Origin of the sequence: Chryseobacterium sp. JJR-5R, assembly GCF_034047335.1 — a bacterium.
Lineage (GTDB): Bacteria > Bacteroidota > Bacteroidia > Flavobacteriales > Weeksellaceae > Chryseobacterium.
In genome coordinates, this window is the sequence record NZ_CP139137.1 from 195,171 (window position 1) to 213,954 (window position 18,784).

General features: G+C 39.7%; 16 protein-coding genes. 10 read left to right on the forward strand and 6 right to left on the reverse strand.

All coding sequences use genetic code 11. The annotated features are described in order from the left end of the window. Nucleotides 1-35 precede the first annotated feature (35 nt). The 3 genes from SD427_RS00940 to hemA form a co-directional block, all read right to left on the reverse strand. A complete protein-coding gene (locus SD427_RS00940) occupies nt 36-719 on the reverse strand; it encodes a uroporphyrinogen-III synthase (RefSeq protein ID WP_320559461.1) in 684 nt (227 codons plus the stop codon). Nucleotides 720-804: 85 nt separating this feature from the next. After that, nucleotides 805-1,713 carry a hydroxymethylbilane synthase gene (gene hemC / locus SD427_RS00945; RefSeq protein WP_320559462.1) on the reverse strand — a complete coding sequence of 303 codons (909 nt, stop codon included), beginning with the start codon at nt 1,711-1,713 and terminating at the stop codon, nt 805-807. After that, nucleotides 1,700-2,974 carry a glutamyl-tRNA reductase gene (gene hemA / locus SD427_RS00950; protein ID WP_320559464.1) on the reverse strand — a complete coding sequence of 425 codons (1,275 nt, stop codon included), beginning with the start codon at nt 2,972-2,974 and terminating at the stop codon, nt 1,700-1,702. The genes hemC and hemA overlap by 14 nt, the downstream gene beginning before the upstream one ends. Nucleotides 2,975-3,374: 400 nt before the next feature. Here hemA and SD427_RS00955 point away from each other — a divergent pair, with 400 nt between their 5' ends. The 7 genes from SD427_RS00955 (at nt 3,375) to SD427_RS00985 (ending at nt 9,832) form a co-directional block, all read left to right on the forward strand. Continuing rightward, a complete protein-coding gene (locus tag SD427_RS00955; RefSeq protein ID WP_027388364.1) occupies nt 3,375-4,400 on the forward strand; it encodes a rod shape-determining protein in 1,026 nt (341 codons plus the stop codon). Between the two features lie 26 nt (nt 4,401-4,426). Beyond that, a complete protein-coding gene (mreC, locus tag SD427_RS00960) occupies nt 4,427-5,281 on the forward strand; it encodes a rod shape-determining protein MreC (protein WP_320559465.1) in 855 nt (284 codons plus the stop codon). Further along, entirely contained in the window at nt 5,274-5,780 is a 507-nt protein-coding gene (locus SD427_RS00965; RefSeq protein ID WP_320559466.1) for a rod shape-determining protein MreD, read from the forward strand. The genes mreC and SD427_RS00965 overlap by 8 nt, the downstream gene beginning before the upstream one ends. Beyond that, a complete protein-coding gene (locus tag SD427_RS00970) occupies nt 5,777-7,816 on the forward strand; it encodes a peptidoglycan D,D-transpeptidase FtsI family protein (protein ID WP_320559467.1) in 2,040 nt (679 codons plus the stop codon). The genes SD427_RS00965 and SD427_RS00970 overlap by 4 nt, the downstream gene beginning before the upstream one ends. Continuing rightward, nucleotides 7,813-9,042 (forward strand): rod shape-determining protein RodA, encoded by a 1,230-nt coding sequence (rodA, locus tag SD427_RS00975; RefSeq protein ID WP_320559468.1) that lies wholly within the window; start codon nt 7,813-7,815, stop codon nt 9,040-9,042. The genes SD427_RS00970 and rodA overlap by 4 nt, the downstream gene beginning before the upstream one ends. Before the next feature lie 83 nt (nt 9,043-9,125). Further along, nucleotides 9,126-9,587 carry a pentapeptide repeat-containing protein gene (locus SD427_RS00980; protein ID WP_320559469.1) on the forward strand — a complete coding sequence of 154 codons (462 nt, stop codon included), beginning with the start codon at nt 9,126-9,128 and terminating at the stop codon, nt 9,585-9,587. Between the two features lie 86 nt (nt 9,588-9,673). Then, nucleotides 9,674-9,832 carry a hypothetical protein gene (locus SD427_RS00985; RefSeq protein ID WP_320559470.1) on the forward strand — a complete coding sequence of 53 codons (159 nt, stop codon included), beginning with the start codon at nt 9,674-9,676 and terminating at the stop codon, nt 9,830-9,832. Between the two features lie 52 nt (nt 9,833-9,884). Here SD427_RS00985 and SD427_RS00990 read toward each other — a convergent pair whose 3' ends face one another. Further along, nucleotides 9,885-10,598 carry a C40 family peptidase gene (locus SD427_RS00990; RefSeq protein ID WP_320559471.1) on the reverse strand — a complete coding sequence of 238 codons (714 nt, stop codon included), beginning with the start codon at nt 10,596-10,598 and terminating at the stop codon, nt 9,885-9,887. A gap of 340 nt (nt 10,599-10,938) precedes the next feature. After that, a complete protein-coding gene (locus SD427_RS00995) occupies nt 10,939-13,134 on the reverse strand; it encodes a glutamine synthetase III (protein ID WP_320559472.1) in 2,196 nt (731 codons plus the stop codon). Between the two features lie 924 nt (nt 13,135-14,058). Between SD427_RS00995 and SD427_RS01000 the strand changes: the two genes are divergently transcribed. Then, the gene (locus SD427_RS01000; protein WP_320559473.1) at nt 14,059-14,208 is read left to right on the forward strand and encodes a hypothetical protein; all 150 of its coding nucleotides are present in this window, start codon (nt 14,059-14,061) and stop codon (nt 14,206-14,208) included. A 99-nt stretch (nt 14,209-14,307) separates the two neighbouring features. Here the strand turns inward: SD427_RS01000 and SD427_RS01005 are convergent, their stop codons facing one another. Continuing rightward, nucleotides 14,308-14,724 (reverse strand): hypothetical protein, encoded by a 417-nt coding sequence (locus SD427_RS01005; RefSeq protein ID WP_320559474.1) that lies wholly within the window; start codon nt 14,722-14,724, stop codon nt 14,308-14,310. 235 nt (nt 14,725-14,959) lie between these two features. Here SD427_RS01005 and SD427_RS01010 point away from each other — a divergent pair, with 235 nt between their 5' ends. Continuing rightward, the gene (locus tag SD427_RS01010) at nt 14,960-16,645 is read left to right on the forward strand and encodes a DUF6909 family protein (protein ID WP_320559475.1); all 1,686 of its coding nucleotides are present in this window, start codon (nt 14,960-14,962) and stop codon (nt 16,643-16,645) included. A gap of 238 nt (nt 16,646-16,883) precedes the next feature. Then, the gene (locus SD427_RS01015) at nt 16,884-18,728 is read left to right on the forward strand and encodes a M1 family metallopeptidase (RefSeq protein WP_320559476.1); all 1,845 of its coding nucleotides are present in this window, start codon (nt 16,884-16,886) and stop codon (nt 18,726-18,728) included. Nucleotides 18,729-18,784 lie beyond the last annotated feature (56 nt).

The window sequence follows — 18,784 nt, forward strand, 5'->3', positions numbered from 1 at the left end:
TAGACTAGCATTGCCATGAATGACAATTAAATATATCAATCTTTGTTTAAAATCTTTTTTTTGATGAGCTTCAGAACAGACGGTAAAGTATTTCCTTCAGACGTAAAAACCGGCTTTGAAGTATGCTTTCTGAGTTCACCGGAAGTGGTTTCCCCGATTGAAAAAAGCATCATATCATCAAAAGAATTCTGCTTTGCAAAACTACGAACTCCGCTCGGACTAAAAAAAACGGCGGCATGATATTTTTCAGTTACCAAAGGATGGATTTCTTCAGTATGGTAAACCACTACTTTTTCGTATTGGATATTCTGGAGCGGAAGGTCTTTATCAAGGATGTTTATGGCGATATTACCGCAGAAGTGCAGGAATTTTTCATGCTGGCAGTATTTGACAATGAATTTTGAAAGGGTATCGGCATTTTTCAGGACTTTAAAAGTCCCGAACCCGTTTTTCCGCAGTTCCCGTTTTGTTTTTTCGCCTACGCAGTAGATCCTGTTGTAGTTTTTCGCTGTTAAATCTTCATTGGGCTGAAATCCGTTTTGGAAAAAAGACTTTACGCCGTTGGCGCTGGTAAAAATAAGGGAATGGTTTTTTAAATCAAATAAGCTGATTTTTACCGGCACCGTCTTAATGACCTCAATACAGGCCGCCGAAATATTGTCTCCCAATTCTTCGGATATAACGGAAAGGTCTGTATTTTTGGTAAATAAGATATTCATTTCTTAAGTGTGAAAAGCAAAGCTAATCATAGGGGTTCAGCAACAAGAGGGTATAAGTTTAACTTAATGAATATTTTATTGCTATTTAAATCCGGCTTTTAATTTCTGCCATCAGTTCCTTGCCTCCGTTTTCAAGAACAACTCTGGCAAACTTTTCCCCAAAATTCTCTTCCTCATTATAAATGAAGTTCTCATCGGTGGCAATGGTATTTTTGCCGTCAAGGGAACAAAGTGCCGCCTTAAAACGGATCTGGTCATCAAAGATTTCGGCAAATGCCCCGATCGGTGCAGTACAGCCTCCTTCCAGGGTGCTCAGGAAATTTCTTTCCATTTCCACGCAGATCTGGGTAGGCCTGTGATTAATGGAGCCCAGGATTTCGTTAATCTCTTTTTTATCAGAATGCCCGGCAACGGCAATAACGCCCTGTGAGGCAGCCGGAATTAAAAACGGAAGCATTTCATAATCAATGTCCATTTTCATTCTTTTGATTCCTGCCAGTGATAAAATGGTGGCATCAAAATCACCTTCTTCCAGTTTCTGAAGGCGGGTCTGGATATTTCCCCTGATGTCCGAAAACTCTGCAGTAGGGAAGTTCTTCAGCCAGAATGCTCTTCTTCTCAGGCTGCTGGTTGCCAGTTTAAGCTCGTGAAGTTCCTTGTTTTTTGCCGATTCTTTCCTTATCAGTACATCCTGTGGGAAATCCCTTTCCAGATGGGCAATCAACTCAATGTTTTCAGGCAGCTGTGTGGGTACGTCTTTCAGGGAATGTACGGCAATATCAATTTCGTCATTCAGCAGGGCAACGTCAAGGTCTCTGGTGAAAATCCCTGTAATGCCTAAAGAGTATAGAGGCTGGGTAAGATTTTTATCGCCGGAAGATACGATAGGAACAATTTCCGTTAAATGGTTGCTGTTCTGGAGGTGTCTCGCAACTTCTCTCGCCTGCCAAAGGGCAAGTGCGGAATTTCTGGTTCCGATTCTAATGCTTTTCATTGAATTCGTTGTTTGGTTGTTCAACTAATATTTCGTGCATTAATTTACTGATTTCTTCAGCCTTTAAAGGATTATCAATGATATATTTTGCAAAGCGGTTGGTGATTTTCTGAATCATTTTGTCAGAAAGTTCCATGTCCGTGATGTTGATATACCTGTTTTTTTTGTAGAAATTATGCATTTCATTGCGTTCCATATTCTTTAAGACAGCTTTGAAATGATGGATGTTGGGTGCCAGCCTTCTCTTTTTTTCCCATTCAAGGAATTCTTTGGTCATCTCCTTGATGATTTTTTCCGCTTTCGGGATTTCTTTTTCCCTCTGCTGAATGGTTTCCTGGATCTGTTTGGAAAGCTCGTCTACCCCGATCAGCGTTACGTTTTCATTTTCCGTAACGTTTTTTTCAACGTTATGGGGAATTGAAAGATCAATAACGAGGGTTTCTTTTCCATTGGGGAAATGGGATTTATTAACGATCGGATGTCTTGCACCGGTAGCCACAATAAGGATATCCGTATGTTTTAATTCCTGATCAAAATCAGCATAATCAATATGAGGGATATGGTATTTCTCCGAAATTTTTTCCGCGGTTTCCTGGGTCCTGTTGGTAATTTTTATTTTCGGCTGATATACGTGCTTAACCAGGTTTTCTACCGTATTCTGCCCGATTTCGCCTACACCCAACAGCAGGATATTCTTTTCCGTAATCCTTTTCTGGTTGTTCAGGATGTAATGAACCGCTGCATAAGAAACGGAAGCTGCGCCGTTGGAAATCCCGGTTTCGTTTTTTATCCTTTTTGATATCTGGATGGCCGAATTAATGGCTCTTTCCAGAAAAGGATTGGAATTGATCCTTTCTTTCCTGAAACGGTTGTATGCTTTTTTAATCTGTCCGATGATCTCAAAGTCCCCGATGATCTGGCTCTCCAGCCCGGCCGCCACTCTGAACAGGTGGGTCAAAGCCTCTTCTTTGGTCAGGATATTGGCAAACGGCAGAAAATCCATCAGGTTTACCCCTACAATACGGCAGTATTCTTCAGCCACAAGGAGGTAATTGGGGGAAGTCGTATAGATTTCCGTTCTGTTACAGGTTGAAACCACAAAGGCATCTCCTAAGTTCTCATCATGGATCCGGGAAACGAAGCTTTTGATGTTCTCGTCAAAAAATGCAAACTTGCCCCTTGTTTCCGCATCTGCCTTCTCGAAGCTGACCGAAAGCACTGCAAAATTCGATGTCTGATGAATATTAGAATACTGTAACATAAGCAGGACAAATTTACGCCTTTTTTAATAAATGACCTGCTGAAACTGTATATGATAATTATCGTAAAAAACTATTTGGAATATAAGAAATCAGCTTTACCATCTCCTGATTGATATTGCTGACGGAATTATGATAAGGTTAATACTAATGATCTGTAATAAGTTTAATAATTTAACATAATTCTTTTCAAAACTCTTAAAATTCAGGCTTCTTTCTGCATGCTTCAGGCTTAATACAACCTTGAATATAGTTGAAATTACATTGTGTAAATGCTTAAATTAAAAGTTAATAACCGTTTTTAAATTTTAATAAAATTTTAACCAAATTATATGCTTACGGAATCTCTTTGGTCGTGTTAAATTCCTATCTTTGTAACTCTTTAAAAAATCAGAAGGAAATATGAGTTTATTCGATATGTTTACGCAAGAGATTGCGATAGACCTTGGTACTGCCAATACCCTTATCATCCATAATAATAAAATTGTTATAGATCAGCCGTCAATTGTTGCAATTGAACGTTCTACGGGTAAGCCGATTGCAGTCGGTGAGCAGGCGAAGCATATGCAGGGTAAGACTCATGAGGACATCAAGACCATCCGTCCGCTGAAAGACGGGGTGATTGCAGATTTCCATGCTTCTGAGCACATGATTAAAGAATTCATCAAAAAAATCCCCGGCATTAAAGGGCGTTTTATCCAGCCGGCATTGAGGATTGTGATCTGTATTCCTTCCGGGATCACCGAAGTGGAAAAAAGAGCGGTAAGGGATTCTGCCCAAAAAGTAAATGCCAAAGAAGTCCGTTTGATTTATGAACCCATGGCCGCTGCAATAGGAGTTGGCATTGATGTACAGAAGCCTGAAGGCAACATGATCATCGACATAGGCGGCGGTACTACGGAAATTGCCGTGGTTGCTTTAGGAGGTATTGTCTGTGATAAATCCGTAAAAATTGCAGGTGACGTATTTACCAACGATATCGCATATTACCTGAGAACCCACCATAATCTGTACATCGGTGAAAGAACAGCCGAAAGGATTAAAATCGAAGTTGGTTCAGCTGTTGAAGACTTAGACGTTGACATTGAAGATATCCCGGTACAGGGAAGAGACCTGATCACAGGTAAGCCGAAAGAAATTATGGTTGGCTATAAAGAGATTGCAAGGGCACTGGATAAATCAATCATCAGGATTGAGGATGCCGTAATGGAAACGCTTTCTTTGACGCCTCCCGAACTGGCAGCCGATATTTACAAAACGGGAATTTACCTCGCCGGCGGAGGTGCGCTTTTAAGAGGCCTTGCAGACAGGCTGCATAAAAAAACAGGTCTTCCTGTTTTTGTAGCTGAAGATCCGTTAAGAGCAGTAGTTCGCGGAACAGGGATTGCCCTTAAAAATATGGATAAATTCAATTTCCTTATTAAATAGTTATAACTTTTACGAACTACATCTGAATGGGATTTTTGCTGAGATTATTTTCGAAGAACGCACTTTTCGCCTTCTTTATATTTCTGCAAATCATTGCTCTTGTACTGATATTTTCCAAAAATGCCATGCAGAAATCCTGGATTGCAGGCCAGTCGGCCGCGCTGAATTCATGGGTTTCAGGATATATCGATGAAGGGGTTTCCTATCTTAGACTGAAGCAGATCAATGAAGACCTTGTTATCCAGAACAAAGCGCTCATGCTTGAGCTTTACGGAAAACAGGGCGCAAAAAACCCGCAGTTCAGGAAAGTTCATGATACATTAGGCGGCGGACAGATTTACACTTTTGTGGACGGGGAGATTGTCTTCAACAGCATCAACAGAAGAAACAATTATTTTACCATCAATCGCGGGCGGCGGGATGGCGTATTTCCTCAGATGGGCGTTATGGCCCCGAAAGGCGTTGCCGGAATCGTGATCAATTCCACAGACAGCTATGCTTTGGTACAGTCGGTTCTGAGCGTCAATAAAATCAGGATCAATGCAGCCCTTAAAAGCTCCGGGTATTTCGGTACGTTAACATGGAACGGTGACAATTCTCGGGTTATGCACCTTGCTGACATTCCTAAATATGTTGCCCTGAAAATCGGGGACACTGTGGTAACAGACGGAAAATCCGCTATTTTTCCGAAAGGAGTAATGATCGGTACCGTTGCAGGTTATTCTGTAGATAACAAAACAGGATTCTGGGATATTTCAATAGAGCTGAGCGAGAAAATGGGGACCCTGAATAAAGTATATGTCGTTAAGAATCTTAAAAAAGCTGAAGTACAGAAAATTCAGGATACCCTACAGACTGTAATAAAAAAGGAAAATGATTAGCAGGACATTATTTACAGATATCGTGATCATGGTTTTCCTGGTGGCACTACAGATTTTTGTACTGAACAGGATTACCCTTTTCGGGAAATATACACCGGTGTTATATCCTGTGTTTGTCATGTTCTATCCGTTTTTCAGAAACAGGTTTCAGTTTCTGGCACTGAGCTTTCTGATCGGGTTGTCCGTTGATGCATTTCTGTTTTCATGGGGGATCAATGCCTTTGCAACCACCCTGATTGCTTATTTCAGGACTTTGATTTTCAGGACTTCTACAGATACTTCCACCGATTTCTTTTCCTTCCAGTCGCTTCAATGGGCGCAGTTTTTGCTGTTTTTATTTTCAAGTATCTTTTTGCATCAGCTTTTTGTACAGTATATAGAATTCTTTAAGCTGAGCAGGTTTTTTGAAATATTATTTAATGTATTGGTAACAAGTGCTATTTCATTTGTATTTATTATTATCTATGCATTAATATTTAAAATCAAGCAAAAAGTTTGAACACACGTTATTTAAAAATTTTCTCCGTTCTTATTGTAATTGCCCTGATTTTCGTGGCAAGGCTTTCTTATTTACAGTTATTTACGGACCGGTATGCACTGAATGCTGCCAACACGTCCATTAAAACCGAATATGTAATTCCGCAGCGGGGTGTCATCTTTGACAGGAACGGGAAGATTATGGTAGGCAACCAGCCGGCTTATGAAATTTCATTTACCCAAGCCCTGATGAAGCCGGACTTTGATACACTCGCTTTCTGCAGTTTAATGAAAATCAGCAAACCGGATTTCATTAATAGAATCAATGTCATCAAAAAAGAAAAATATTATTCCAAGCTTACCCCGATGACTTTTATTAAAGATCTGAGCAGGGAAGATATTGCCAGGGTCCAGGAAATCATATTTAAATATCCGGCGTTCAGTATTGTTTCAAGGCCGCAGCGTCAGTATGAAGTCTCCACTTCCGGAAACCTGTTGGGGTATACCAGTGAAGTGAATGAGAAAGAAATTAAAAAAGATTCCGCATATTACCTGCCGGGTGATTTTATCGGTAAGACAGGAATTGAAAAAGCATATGAAAAAGAGCTCCGCGGTGTAAAAGGAGTAAAGTATATCCAGAAAGACATCAAGCTCCGGAATGTAGGGCCGTATAAAAGCGGGACGCTGGATAAAGATGTGATTACCGGTAAAGATATCACCCTCACCATAGATTATGACCTTCAGAGAATGGCTGAAGAAATGCTGGTGGATAAACACGGAGCCATTGTTGCCATAGACCCGAATACCGGGGAGGTGCTGGTAGCGGCTACAGGACCGGATATTGATCCCAACCTTTTTACGGGGCCTAACAAATCCAAAAATCTATACGCGCTTTCAAAAGATACCCTTTATGAAAACAAACCTACTTTTGACCGTTCCTTGCAGGCAGCATATCCTCCGGGCTCCACTTTTAAACTGCTGACCGCTTTGGCAGCCATGCAGATGGGCGTGATGGATGAAAATACGATTTTTCCGTGCGGCGGCGGATTTTATTATAAAGGGAAAAGGATTAAAGGCCATGGCGGTGCAGATCCGTTGATTCCCTCTATTCAGGTGTCCAGCAACTGTTTTTTCACGTATGCTTTCATTGCGATCATTAAAAAATATCCAGGAAATCCTTCAAAAGGGGTGGATGAATGGAAAAAAATCATGAGCAGCTTCGGAGTCGGGGAATTTTTGAATAATGATTTTGCCGTAGGGGCGAGAGGAAGTATCCCTTCAGGAGATTTTTATGAGAAAAGATTTAAAGCAATAATCAAAGCAAGCGGCTCTGTCAAAAAAGATTATAAAAACTGGGATGAGATGTCAACAGGTGCGATCTATAACGGAATGGGACAGGGCGATGTGCTGGTAACACCGCTTCAGCTGGCCAATTATGTCGCAGCCATTGCCAATAAAGGCTGGTATTATACGCCTCATATTGTAAAAGCAATTGACGGAAAGCCGAATCCCGATCCGAGATTCAAAAAGAAGCACCAGACGCTTGTTGATAAAAAACATTTCGATCCGGTTTTAAAAGGGATGGAAGCGGTAGTATTGAGAGGTACGGCACACGGGCTTAAATCCAGTGATTTCACACAACTGGCAAAAACAGGCACGGCGCAGGTTCCCCAGGGTAAAGACAACTCGATCTTTGTACTGATAGCCCCGGCTGATAAACCTAAAATTGTGGTGGCGGCAGTGATGGAGCATGCAGGATTCGGGGCTACATGGGCAGGTCCGGCAGCAACGGTGATTGCCGAAAAGTTTATTACCGGTGATCTAAAGCGTGAACATTTATACAAAAAGATGATCACTTCAAGTTTTATGCCTGAATATAAAAGACAGTGGATTGCAGACCTGAAACGCAAAGGTCTTTATAAGCCAAGTGAAGATTCCATCAAACAGAAAAGGATCCGGGACAGCCTGAATTTTATTAAAGAGCAAAAGGCAAAACTCAAAAAAAAGATAGACGAGGAGACAAAAAACCTTAAGAACAAAAAAACCGTTAAGCAATGAAGTGGGCAGAAGGTATAGACAAACTGGGCCTTGGCCTGTATTTTTTGCTCTGCATTTTCGCCATTGCAAACATTTACAGTGTTGACCAGAAGCTTGGAGAAAAACAACTGATTTTCTTTGGGATTTCTCTGTTTGTCGGGCTGGTGATTTTTGTGGGGAGAAGCAAGTTCTTTGAAAATATGTCAGGGATTATTTATATTGGCGGTGTTCTGCTCCTGATCGGACTTTTTCCTTTCGGCAAAGAAATCCTCGGTCAGAAAAACTGGTATAAATTCGGGAGCTTTACCATGCAGCCTGTAGAGTTTGCCAAAATCGGGACCGCTCTGATGCTGGCCAACTATGTTTCAGGGCCTGAATTTAACCTGAAAAACAGGAAATCCCTTCTAACCACTTTAGCCATTGTAGGAATTCCTGCCGTGGTGGTACTTGCCATTCCGGATGTCGGCTCAATGCTTGTATTCATTGCATTTTTTATTGCATTATACCGTGAAGGCCTGAACGGGCTGCTGTTCGGCGTTGGGTTTCTTTTTGCCGGGGTATTCCTTATTTCTCTGGCGGTTGATCCTGTCTGGGTTGCGCTTACGATTGTTGTCATTATAGGAGGGTGGATTGCGATGAATTACTACAAAATGTCATGGAATGTGGTTTCCATTTCAGGCATTGCCGGATCTGTACTGGTTCTGTGCGGGCTGGCTTTCGGTTCGCCTTATATTTTAGAAAAATTGCCGAAACACCAACGGGAAAGGATTGAAGTTTTATACAAAGGTGAAAAAGCGTTCAGGGATACATCCGGTTACAATTTACTGTATTCTAAAACAGCCATCGGTTCCGGAGGGCTTTTGGGAAAAGGCTATCGTGAAGGTTCCGTAACCCAGGGAAAATTTGTTCCCGAGCAGGAAACGGATTATATTTTCTGTACCGTCGGCGAAGAATGGGGCTTTATAGGGAGTGCAGTCCTTATCTTCTGCTATATGGTTTTCATCGGGCGCATCTATTATCTGGCAGAACAGCAGAAATCCTCTTTTAACCGGGTTTTCGGCTATTGCTTTGCTTCGATCCTGCTGATGCACTTTACCATCAATTTAGGGATGGTTATGGGTCTTTTCCCGACTGTAGGGATTCCTCTGCCTTTCTTCAGTTACGGGGGAAGTTCACTGCTTGCGTTTTCAATGATGACTTTTATCTTCTTTAAACTCAATTATTCGGATAAGAACAGCCTGGTTTAAAAGCTGGAAGTTGAAAGAGGGAAGCTGGAGGCTTATAGTATTTTGTTTTAATTTCTTTATTTCTAAATTAAATCATAAACATCATGAAAGAGGCATTTGTCCTGAACCGATCCTTTGAAAATACAGACTTCATGCAACAACCTGTGGCAAAAGGCGAATATGAAAGCTGTACTTTCAGGAATTGTAACTTTGAATATGCCGATCTTTCCGGTTTCAGCTTTAGTGATTGTGAATTTACCGGATGCAACCTCAGTATGGCAAAACTCTCGCGGACGGCTTTTCGGGATGTTGTTTTTAGGGAATGCAAAATGTTCGGACTCCTTTTTAATGACTGCAATGGATTTGGTCTGTCATTCAAGTTCGACCATTGCCTACTGAACAATTCTGTTTTTTATAAAACTTCCGTAAAGAAGACTTTCTTTGTACATTCAAAATTAACGGAAGTGGATTTTACAGAATGCGATCTGTCACATTCAGTATTTAACAGCTGTGATTTTTCCGGTGCTGTTTTCGACAGATCAAACAGATTTCAGGACTTCCTTTAATTATTCTATAGATCCGTCTTCAAACAGGCTTAAAAAAGCAAAATTTTCACTTTCTGAAGTCCATGGCCTGTTGCATACATTCCAGATTGAAATTGACAGGAATTCTTAGTTTTGAATATGGAGGCCGGAAGCTAGGGGTTATCACGGACTGCCTGAATTCCTGTTATCTGAAAGAATGGAAATTACCAGGTAAAACGACAAGGAGCTATGGACAGTCTGATTTCGGGGACCATATCCAGCAATAAAAAAGCCATCAAAATTTTTGATGACTTCATTATTTAAATCAATTATTTAAAATTAAAAACTTGTTCCGCCTGATGCAGGAGTAGTAGTTGCTAAATTATTGTAAACTTCTCCGTTTTCGTTGATGACTCTTTTACCGAATCTGTATTTCGGACCCCAATAAGAATCGTTCAGTGATGAGACCATCACGCCTTTTGAAGTGGCTGCATGGATAAATTTAACCTCACCTTCTTCAGTTACACTTTCTACGATACCCACATGTGAAATTCTACTTCCGTGGGAAAAGAAAATCAAATCACCTTTCTGAAGATTTTCTTTTTCAATTTTCTCCCCTTCCTGAGACTGGGAAGCTGCTACTCTTGGTAAGCTGAGACCTGCTGCGGCTCCGAAAACTGAAAGAACGAATGCTGAACAGTCGATACCGTTTCGGGTCATTCCTCCGTATCGGTAAGGGGTTCCCAAATATGTCTGGGCTTCTGTTAAAATATTATCTATGGTTTTGTTGTGGCGGATAGCCTTGGCAACTTCAGAATTTTTGATGGAATTTTTAGCATTTGCTAAACTGGCTGCTTTTTCAGCGAGAAATGAATTGATCAGCTGTTGTTTATCCTGCTCCATTTTGTTGGTTTCGATGGAAGCAAGTTTGGCATCTGATTTGTATTCTTTAGCATAAGTTGCTGGTTTTGAAACAACGTAGTTAGTAACACATGATTGTAACGATACTGTAGATACGAAAGCAACTAGATAAAACAAAACTCTTTTCTTCATATATATTTGATTACCGTGTTAAATAAATAAGGATTATTATTTTCAAAAGCAGTACAAAAATATGTAATCCCTTTATAAAGACTCTGATATGATTATTATCAGGTTCTGTTTTTAACACATTTTAACGTATTATCTTAATATGTTAAAAAAATATAAACCGCAACAGCCTGTTTCAGGCAGGTTAGCGGTTTTTTTTATTAAGATTCTTTAACATAATAAATCGTATTCTATCCATAGTAATTAGAGGATAAATTCAATAACACTAATTTTCAGCCTTTTGGATAAAACAAAAACTCCCCGGAAATCCGGAGAGTTTCATTAATATGGAACTTTACAAATGTTACTTTGTAAATAACATTTCTCTGTATTTGGTCATCGGCCAAAGCTCATCATCCACCATCATTTCCAGGTTGTCTGAAGCTTCCCTGATTACATCAAATAAAGGTTTTACTTTATTGCAGTAGTCTTCTGCCTGCTTCTGGCTTTCCGTTACGGCTTTTGCTCCTTCTCTGGCTTCAATCAGGTCTTCAACGCCCAATTTAATCTTGGAGACATTTTCAGAGATCTGGGTGATCAGGCTCATCTGTTCTTTTGCCAGGGATCTGAATTCTTCATCACCGAAGATTTCTTTAAGGCCTTTTACGTTTTCAATCAGCCTGTTCTGATAATTTAAAGCAGAAGGAATAATGTGGTTTCTTGCGATATCACTCAGCACCCTTGCTTCAATATCAATTACCGTAGAATATTTTTCCAGTTTGATTTCGTTTCTGGCTTCCACTTCTCTGTGGTTGAAGATGCCTATTTCTTCATAAAGGTCAAGGAACTTCTGGTCCATTTCCTGCTTTAGTGCTTCCGGAGTGGTCTTCCAGTTGTTTAAGCCTCTTTTTTCGGCTTCTACAGCCCAGTCATCAGAATACCCGTCACCTTCAAACATGATGTTTTTGCACTGCTTGATGTATTCTCTCAGTACATTGAAGATGGCTTCATCTTTTTTCAGTCCTTTTTCAATTAAGGCATCCACTTCTTTTTTGAAGTCGCTTAACTGTTTCGCTGCAATGGTATTCATTACCGTCATGGATTCTGCACAGTTTGCAGAAGAACCTACCGCCCTGATCTCGAATTTATTTCCGGTAAAGGCAAAAGGGGAAGTTCTGTTTCTGTCGGTGTTGTCTAACAGGATTTCAGGAATTTTCCCAACAACATTTAATTTTAAATCTGTTTTTTCATCCGGAGAAAGTTTTCCTTCCGTTACCTTTTCCAGTTCTTCCAGTACCCTGAACAGCTGGCTTCCGATAAATACGGAAATAATAGCCGGCGGTGCTTCGTTGGCTCCCAGCCTGTGGTCATTGCTTGCAGAGGCGATGCTTGCTCTTAAAAGGTCGGCATATTCATGAACGGCTTTAATTGTGTTCACAAAGAATGTCAGGAACTGCAGGTTTTTCTTAGGGTTTCTTCCCGGGCTTAAAAGGTTTTCACCGGTGTCGGTTGCCAGAGACCAGTTGTTGTGTTTTCCACTTCCGTTTACGCCTGCGAACGGTTTTTCGTGGAATAAAATATGGAAATGGTGTCTGTGTGCAATTCTTGCCATGACATCCATCAACAAAGAGTTGTGGTCTACGGCAACGTTTACTTCCTCAAACATCGGAGCAAGCTCAAACTGGTTCGGGGCTACCTCATTATGCCTTGTTGTTACAGGGATTCCCAGTTTCATACATTCGATTTCCAGCTCCTTCATGAAGTTCATTACCCTTGTAGGGATCGATCCGAAATAGTGGTCATCCAGCTGCTGTCCTTTTGCAGGAGAGTGACCCAATAAGGTTTTACCTGTTAACACAAGATCCGGGCGGGACTGAAACAATGCTGAATCAACCAGGAAATATTCCTGTTCCCAGCCTAAGGTAGGCGTCACTTTGGTTACGTTTTTATCAAAATACTGCATGACGTTGGTTGCTGCTTCGTCTACAGCGTTCAAAGCTCTTAAAAGAGGCGCTTTATAATCTAATGTTTCTCCTGTATAAGAGATAAAGATGGAAGGGATACATAAAGTAGTCCCCATGATGAATGCCGGGGAAGTAGGATCCCATGCGGTATATCCTCTGGCCTCAAAAGTATTCCTGATTCCGCCGTTAGGGAAAGAAGAAGCATCCGGCTCCTGCTGGATCAATAGGTTTCCGCTGAATCTTTCAATGGCTCTGCCGCCTTCGATAGGCGTAAAGAAAGAATCATGCTTTTCTGCGGTGCTTCCTGTCAATGGCTGGAACCAGTGCGTATAGTGGGTTACCCCTTTGCTCATGGCCCAGTCCTTCATCGCAACCGCTACCTGGTCTGCAATATGTCTCTGGATCTTGCTGCCTTTTTTCATCGCATCCAGAATAGACTGGAACGCTTCTTTCGTTAAATATTCTCTCATGGTTTCCTCTGAGAAAACATTCTGGCAGAACAGTTCTGACAATTTCACAGGAACCTCAACCGAGTTATCTCTTCTGAAGTCCTTGAATGGTAAAGTTTCTAACGCTTTGAATCTTAAAGTTGACATATTGGGTTGTTTTTACGGGGCAAATTTACGAAAAAAACAGAACAAAAATGTTTTTACCCCGAAAATTTAAGGGGTTGTTTTAGATTTAACTAAAATTTAAATAGTGACTTTATTTTTTAAGGAGGAGAAAAATTTGTAGTTGAATATTATTAAAAGTAGCTAAGTTTAGTATTTATGAATAAAATAAATTTCTGAATATTCTTCAATAGGAATGTGTCTGTCTGACACTTTGTAAACATTAAAATGAATAAACGCTTATTTCACAGAATGATTTTCCTGATATAAAATTAAACAAAACTCATTATTTCTGAAATATATTGGCTTTGAAAAAGTATAGATCATTGAACACATTTTTATTTCTTCGTCACTTTTTAAATTATTTGTAATATTAAATACGTTGTAAAAATCATTTATTCGGACCGCTTTTGATTTCTTAAATAAGTTATCATCCCATTCAAAGTGTTTTAGCTTTTCTAATTCCGATACTAAATATTTTCTTTCATTCTTATCTATTTTTAAATATCTATTATGATCTTTCAGCTTAAATTTTTTACTGTTATTAAGCGCTTCAATTGTTTTATTAATTGTGGCTTCATCGAAATTCTTGGAATAGTATAATGTATCGCATCATATATTACTAAAATGCTCTCTTCCTTTCATTTCTAATTCTATATTAAAATAATCGAATTTGTTTTGACAAAAAAGTGTATTTGTAAGGAAAAGTATTAGTGAGATAATAATTGATTTTATCATTATATATTTTTTAAGATTTCTTTTCTGAAAATTATTGATTGGATTATTAAGGTGATTGTTAAGCTAGGAATAATATAATAAAAAATATCTCCTTTATAACGATGTATTAAAAAAACAATAAGGTATGATATAAATAAGCTAATAATATAGTTTATAAAAAATCTTTTTTTTATGAAAAAACTAAATATAATACTTATTGCAAATGCCATAAAAATAAAAAATGGAAATTTTTCCCAAAAACCAAATAATCCGTTTAAAGGGGATCGTAAAGATATTCTCCAAAATTCAGAATCAATATTTTGTTTAAAAAATAAACTGTGAACTTCCAAATTATCTTCCAGAAAGCTGCAAACCGGATAGAAAATCAATATATGAAGACCCCAAATTTTTAATAATTTAGGGTCTATTCTTTTTAAATTTTTAATTAATAGCATAGTCTTTAATAATCTCTTTACATTTCTGATTTACACGGCTATCCGAAGTTAAATAATTTTTCAGCGAGGGAGAACACCTGTTTTTATTGATTTTATGTTTATCTAAATACAACATAAGTAAGGGCAAATCTGTTCGGAATAAATCATCGTTCACTTTTGCAGGAGGAACAAATGAATCAAAGGCAGGTAAAATATCATTGAACCAGCTAATAACCTTTGATCCTGTTCCCATTCTGCTTTCGAGGTCTTTGTCAGCCATATTTTGATATTTTTTTATTGTGCTGCTGCTTGTTTTTTTATATATCGGCGGAGCTACAATTTGTTGCTCATGGGTTACAAAAATGACATCCCAATTATACGCGTCATCTCCCTTTAAAGGAGTTTTAGCATATTGTCCGTACATCAGTTCAAGATATAAATAAACTTAGCTACATAGAGTAAAAGTAAAATTCTTCTAATATGAAGAAGATTTATTCCAGGATTTTTCCGTATTTCCAATGAAAATATTAAATTTAAAAAAAGAGATAAACATCATGAATCAGATGGAGTGGGCTGGGTTAAATATCTGATTGTTAGTTATTTGTATTAATTAAAAATAATTTTGTAACTTAGCAGACTTTTTATAAAAAATTTAATATATGACAAATTCTAGAGCAAGAGAAACCACCGAGGCCATTGAAAGACTGTACATTTCTATGAGACACCTGTTTTATAGAGGTTTTTTCAAGCCAGGCGGGGTTTCCGGAGAAAGCATTAGAAGTTTGTTGAAAACGATCAATCCCGAAATTTACGGTACCATGAGTATTCCAAGCAAGCTGGAGCTTGATGGTTTGATGTATGTTTTAGACAGGCTTCCGGAAGGAATAGAAGAATGTGCTTTCATTCATCTTACCTCAGATGAAGGGTTTGATAAAGGGAGTTTCGAGCCTATTGTGCCTAAAAAGAGAAGAAGGAACTGCTACAGGATTGATGAGCACCAGATGAATATTGAAGTCCTTTTAGGGCGCTCGGAAATTTATGATATCCTTACCCACCTGACCTTCTTGTTTATAGAAGCCGATAAGATCAGGAACCTGGCCTTTGCCCAGGATGAAAACTGGAAGCCGACCCGTGCTTTTAAGATCATTGAGGAAGTGGTGAAAGGCGAAAAGAAATTCAGCAGAAGGGAAAAGGAGGTCGCTCTGATTCATCTGTCTTCTCTTATCGGAAGGACATTTGACGAAACGTTAAGGGCTTACAATACATTCGGGGACGATGATAATCCTGACCGTTTATTTAAAATCATTTATAATCTGGGCAAGATAAGCCTGGAAGATGCCAAACAGACCCGGGAAAGAGAAATTCATTTCAGTGCCATATTAAAGGAAAGGGTAGGGCATCATTATTTCGGGGAGAAATGGGCCAATAAAGTAAAGGATGTCCTGTATGAAAATAATCTTCACATGCGTCCGCTGCATATTATTTCAGCGAATATGCATTCTGTGAAAAACATGCTGTATGCAAACAATGCCCTGAAGAAAAAGGATCCGAAAGAAGTGGATTATAAACTGTACGGCGATATTTCCGATAAAAAGGAACTTCGCGATAAAGTTTCCAAGTTTGCCGTTGAGGAAGGGATGATCTATATCAATGACAAGAGCGGAAGCAATATTGATGTCCAGATCATTGATTTAAGCAAAACCAACCTGAAACATACGCCTTTCGGACATCTGAATTATGACGGGGACGATGTGATCATGGTTTTTGATTATGCCTTCGGCGAACAGGCTTTTGAAGTAATGGATGAATTGCTGAGGCCTTTCGAACAGAAAGGAGAGGTGTATATGATGAAAGTGAAATCGGTTTCCATTATGGGGAAAGCCGGGATTCTGGAAGGTGGTAAAGGCGATATTATGATTCCTACTTCCCATATTTTTGAAGGGACGGCAGATAACTATCCTTTTGAAAATGCCCTGAAGCTGGAAGATTTTAAAGATGATGAACTAAAGGCATTTGAAGGCCCGATGATTACCGTATTGGGAACATCTCTTCAGAACAGGGACATCCTGTCTTATTTTATGAATACTTCATGGAAGGCCATCGGGCTTGAAATGGAAGGTGCCCATTACCAGAAAGCGATTCAGGTAGCCTCTAAAATCAGGCATCATATTACGCCGGATCTGTTTGTCTGCTATGCCTATTACGCTTCAGATAACCCTTTGGAAACAGGAAGCACGCTTTCTTCAGGAGGTTTAGGCCTCACCGGTGTGAAACCAACATATCTGATCACCTTAAGAATCCTGGAAAAGATCCTGCGAAGCAGTAAAAAGGAACTTTTTTCTTAAATAATTATTCTTTTTAAATGATATAACCTCAGATGTCTTTGCATTTGAGGTTTTGTTTTTCCAGCGGTTTTACTGATGGTTTTGTATATTCAGATCTGTACTCATCTGCGAAATTTGCTGGAGATTTAACAAATTTTATTGAGATTCATCTAAAATTACATCAGACAAAACCTCAGCATGCCTTATGTCCGGGGTTTTTATTTTAAATACTTATCTTTAGAAAAAAAATAAATTTTACATGAAAAAATCGGTTGCCATCCTTTTTGCGTTGATCGTTTCTCAGCTTCAGGCCCAGCAGAGCCCATATTATCAGCAGGCTGCGAAATATAAAATGGATATTGACGTTAATGCAGAAAAATTTACGTATCAGGGAAGCCAGACTTTAACCTACACCAACAATTCACCGGATGAACTTAATGTGGTATATTTTCACTTGTACTGGAATGCCTTTAAGCCCAATTCCATGATGGACCAGCGGGTGGCAGGCCAGGGGAAAAACGGGGATTCAAGATTGCAGAAAGACGGTATTTCAAGGCTGGCCTCGATTCCTAAAAATGAAGAAGGCGCACAGAATATCCACTGGATCAAGCAGAACGGCAAAGCGCTAAAATTTGAGATCCAGGAAACCATAATGAAAGTCTATCTTGCAGAACCGGTCAGGCCGAATTCAACCACCACTTTCACCATGGACTGGGATGCGGTAATTCCTCAGCAGATCAGGCGGAGCGGAAGAAATAACCGGGAAGGCGTTGATATGACCATGACGCAGTGGTATCCTAAAATTGCGGAATACGATTACGATGGCTGGGCAACTTTTGATTATATCGGAAGGGAGTTCCATGCCCCGTTTGCAGATTTTGACGTGAACATTACCATCAACAAAGAGTATGTGATCGGAGCCGGAGGGATCCTCGAAAACCCTGCAGAAGTAAAAGGGTATGATGCCAATGCAAAAATAAAAACAGGGAAAGATAACAAATCTACCTGGAGATGGACAGCGAAGAACATGCTGGATTTCGCCTGGGCTGCCGATAAGGATTATATCGTGAAAAGTTTTGATGTTCCCCAGGGCCCGAAAGTGTTTTTAGTCTATCAGAATAACGATAAAACCAAAGTCTGGGAAGAAGCACAGCCTTATCTTACCAAATATTATCAGCTGATGAATGCTCATTTCGGGAAATATGTTTATCCGACCTACGCTTTCATCCAGGGTGGTGACGGCGGAATGGAGTACGGAATGTGTACCATGATTTTAGGGGAAGCCAAAAATATTGAAGGGTTGATGGGATTGATGGCCCACGAAGGTGCCCACTCCTGGTATCAGCAGATGCTGGCCACCAATGAACCAATGCGCCCTTGGATGGATGAAGGGTTTACCAGCTATGCGGAAGGTTATGTGATGAATCAGCTGTTCCCTCCAAAGCAGCCGCTTCCGAATCCGTTTGTGAATTCAGTCAATGCATACCGGAATTTTATTAAAAAAGGAATTGAAGAGCCGGCCGTCTGGCTGGGAGACCATCATGACAACGGAACTTCCTATACCTATGCTTCCTATGTAAAAGGGGAATTGTACCTGGTGCAGTTAGGCTATATTATGGGCGAACAGAATTTAGCGGAGACCTTGAAACAGTATTATGATCAGTGGGTTTTGAAGCATCCTTCAGACCGGGATTTTCTACATATTGCCCAGAAAGTTTCGGGGATGGACCTGAAATGGTTTCATCATTACTGGATCAATACCACCAAAACCATTGACTATAGCATTAAAGATGTGAAATACGATGCAAAATCAACAACAGTAACTCTGGTAAATAATGGCCAGGTTCCGATGCCAATTGATTTCAGTGTGATTACGAAGGATAACAAAGTGGTTACTTACCAGATTCCGATGAACATGACGCATACCTGGAAAGAAAAAGATATCTATGGTGAATTTAAAACAATGCCGTACTGGCCATGGACGCAAAAGGAATATTCGATAACGGTTCCTTATACAAAAGCCCAGCTGTCGGCTTTAGGCATTGATATCAGCCAGCGGATGGCAGACGTAAATCCTGAGGATAATGTAGTTGAGGTAAAATAAAATCAGCCATAAGAATTAAATCCTGAAGAAACTTTCTTCAGGATTTTTTTATTAAG

Bases quoted from the DNA above. Each gene is read 5' to 3' on its own strand.
- SD427_RS00965 (WP_320559466.1), top strand. From the start codon at position 5,274: ATGATTAGCAGGACATTATTTACAGATATCGTGATCATGGTTTTCCTG.
- hemC (WP_320559462.1), bottom strand. From the start codon at position 1,713: ATGAAAAGCATTAGAATCGGAACCAGAAATTCCGCACTTGCCCTTTGG.
- SD427_RS00995 (WP_320559472.1), bottom strand. From the start codon at position 13,134: ATGTCAACTTTAAGATTCAAAGCGTTAGAAACTTTACCATTCAAGGAC.
- SD427_RS01000 (WP_320559473.1), top strand. From the start codon at position 14,059: ATGAAAAAACTAAATATAATACTTATTGCAAATGCCATAAAAATAAAA.
- rodA (WP_320559468.1), top strand. From the start codon at position 7,813: ATGAAGTGGGCAGAAGGTATAGACAAACTGGGCCTTGGCCTGTATTTT.
- SD427_RS00980 (WP_320559469.1), top strand. From the start codon at position 9,126: ATGAAAGAGGCATTTGTCCTGAACCGATCCTTTGAAAATACAGACTTC.
- SD427_RS00955 (WP_027388364.1), top strand. From the start codon at position 3,375: ATGAGTTTATTCGATATGTTTACGCAAGAGATTGCGATAGACCTTGGT.
- SD427_RS00990 (WP_320559471.1), bottom strand. From the start codon at position 10,598: ATGAAGAAAAGAGTTTTGTTTTATCTAGTTGCTTTCGTATCTACAGTA.
- SD427_RS00940 (WP_320559461.1), bottom strand. From the start codon at position 719: ATGAATATCTTATTTACCAAAAATACAGACCTTTCCGTTATATCCGAA.
- SD427_RS01010 (WP_320559475.1), top strand. From the start codon at position 14,960: ATGACAAATTCTAGAGCAAGAGAAACCACCGAGGCCATTGAAAGACTG.
- SD427_RS01005 (WP_320559474.1), bottom strand. From the start codon at position 14,724: ATGTACGGACAATATGCTAAAACTCCTTTAAAGGGAGATGACGCGTAT.
- mreC (WP_320559465.1), top strand. From the start codon at position 4,427: ATGGGATTTTTGCTGAGATTATTTTCGAAGAACGCACTTTTCGCCTTC.
- hemA (WP_320559464.1), bottom strand. From the start codon at position 2,974: ATGTTACAGTATTCTAATATTCATCAGACATCGAATTTTGCAGTGCTT.
- SD427_RS01015 (WP_320559476.1), top strand. From the start codon at position 16,884: ATGAAAAAATCGGTTGCCATCCTTTTTGCGTTGATCGTTTCTCAGCTT.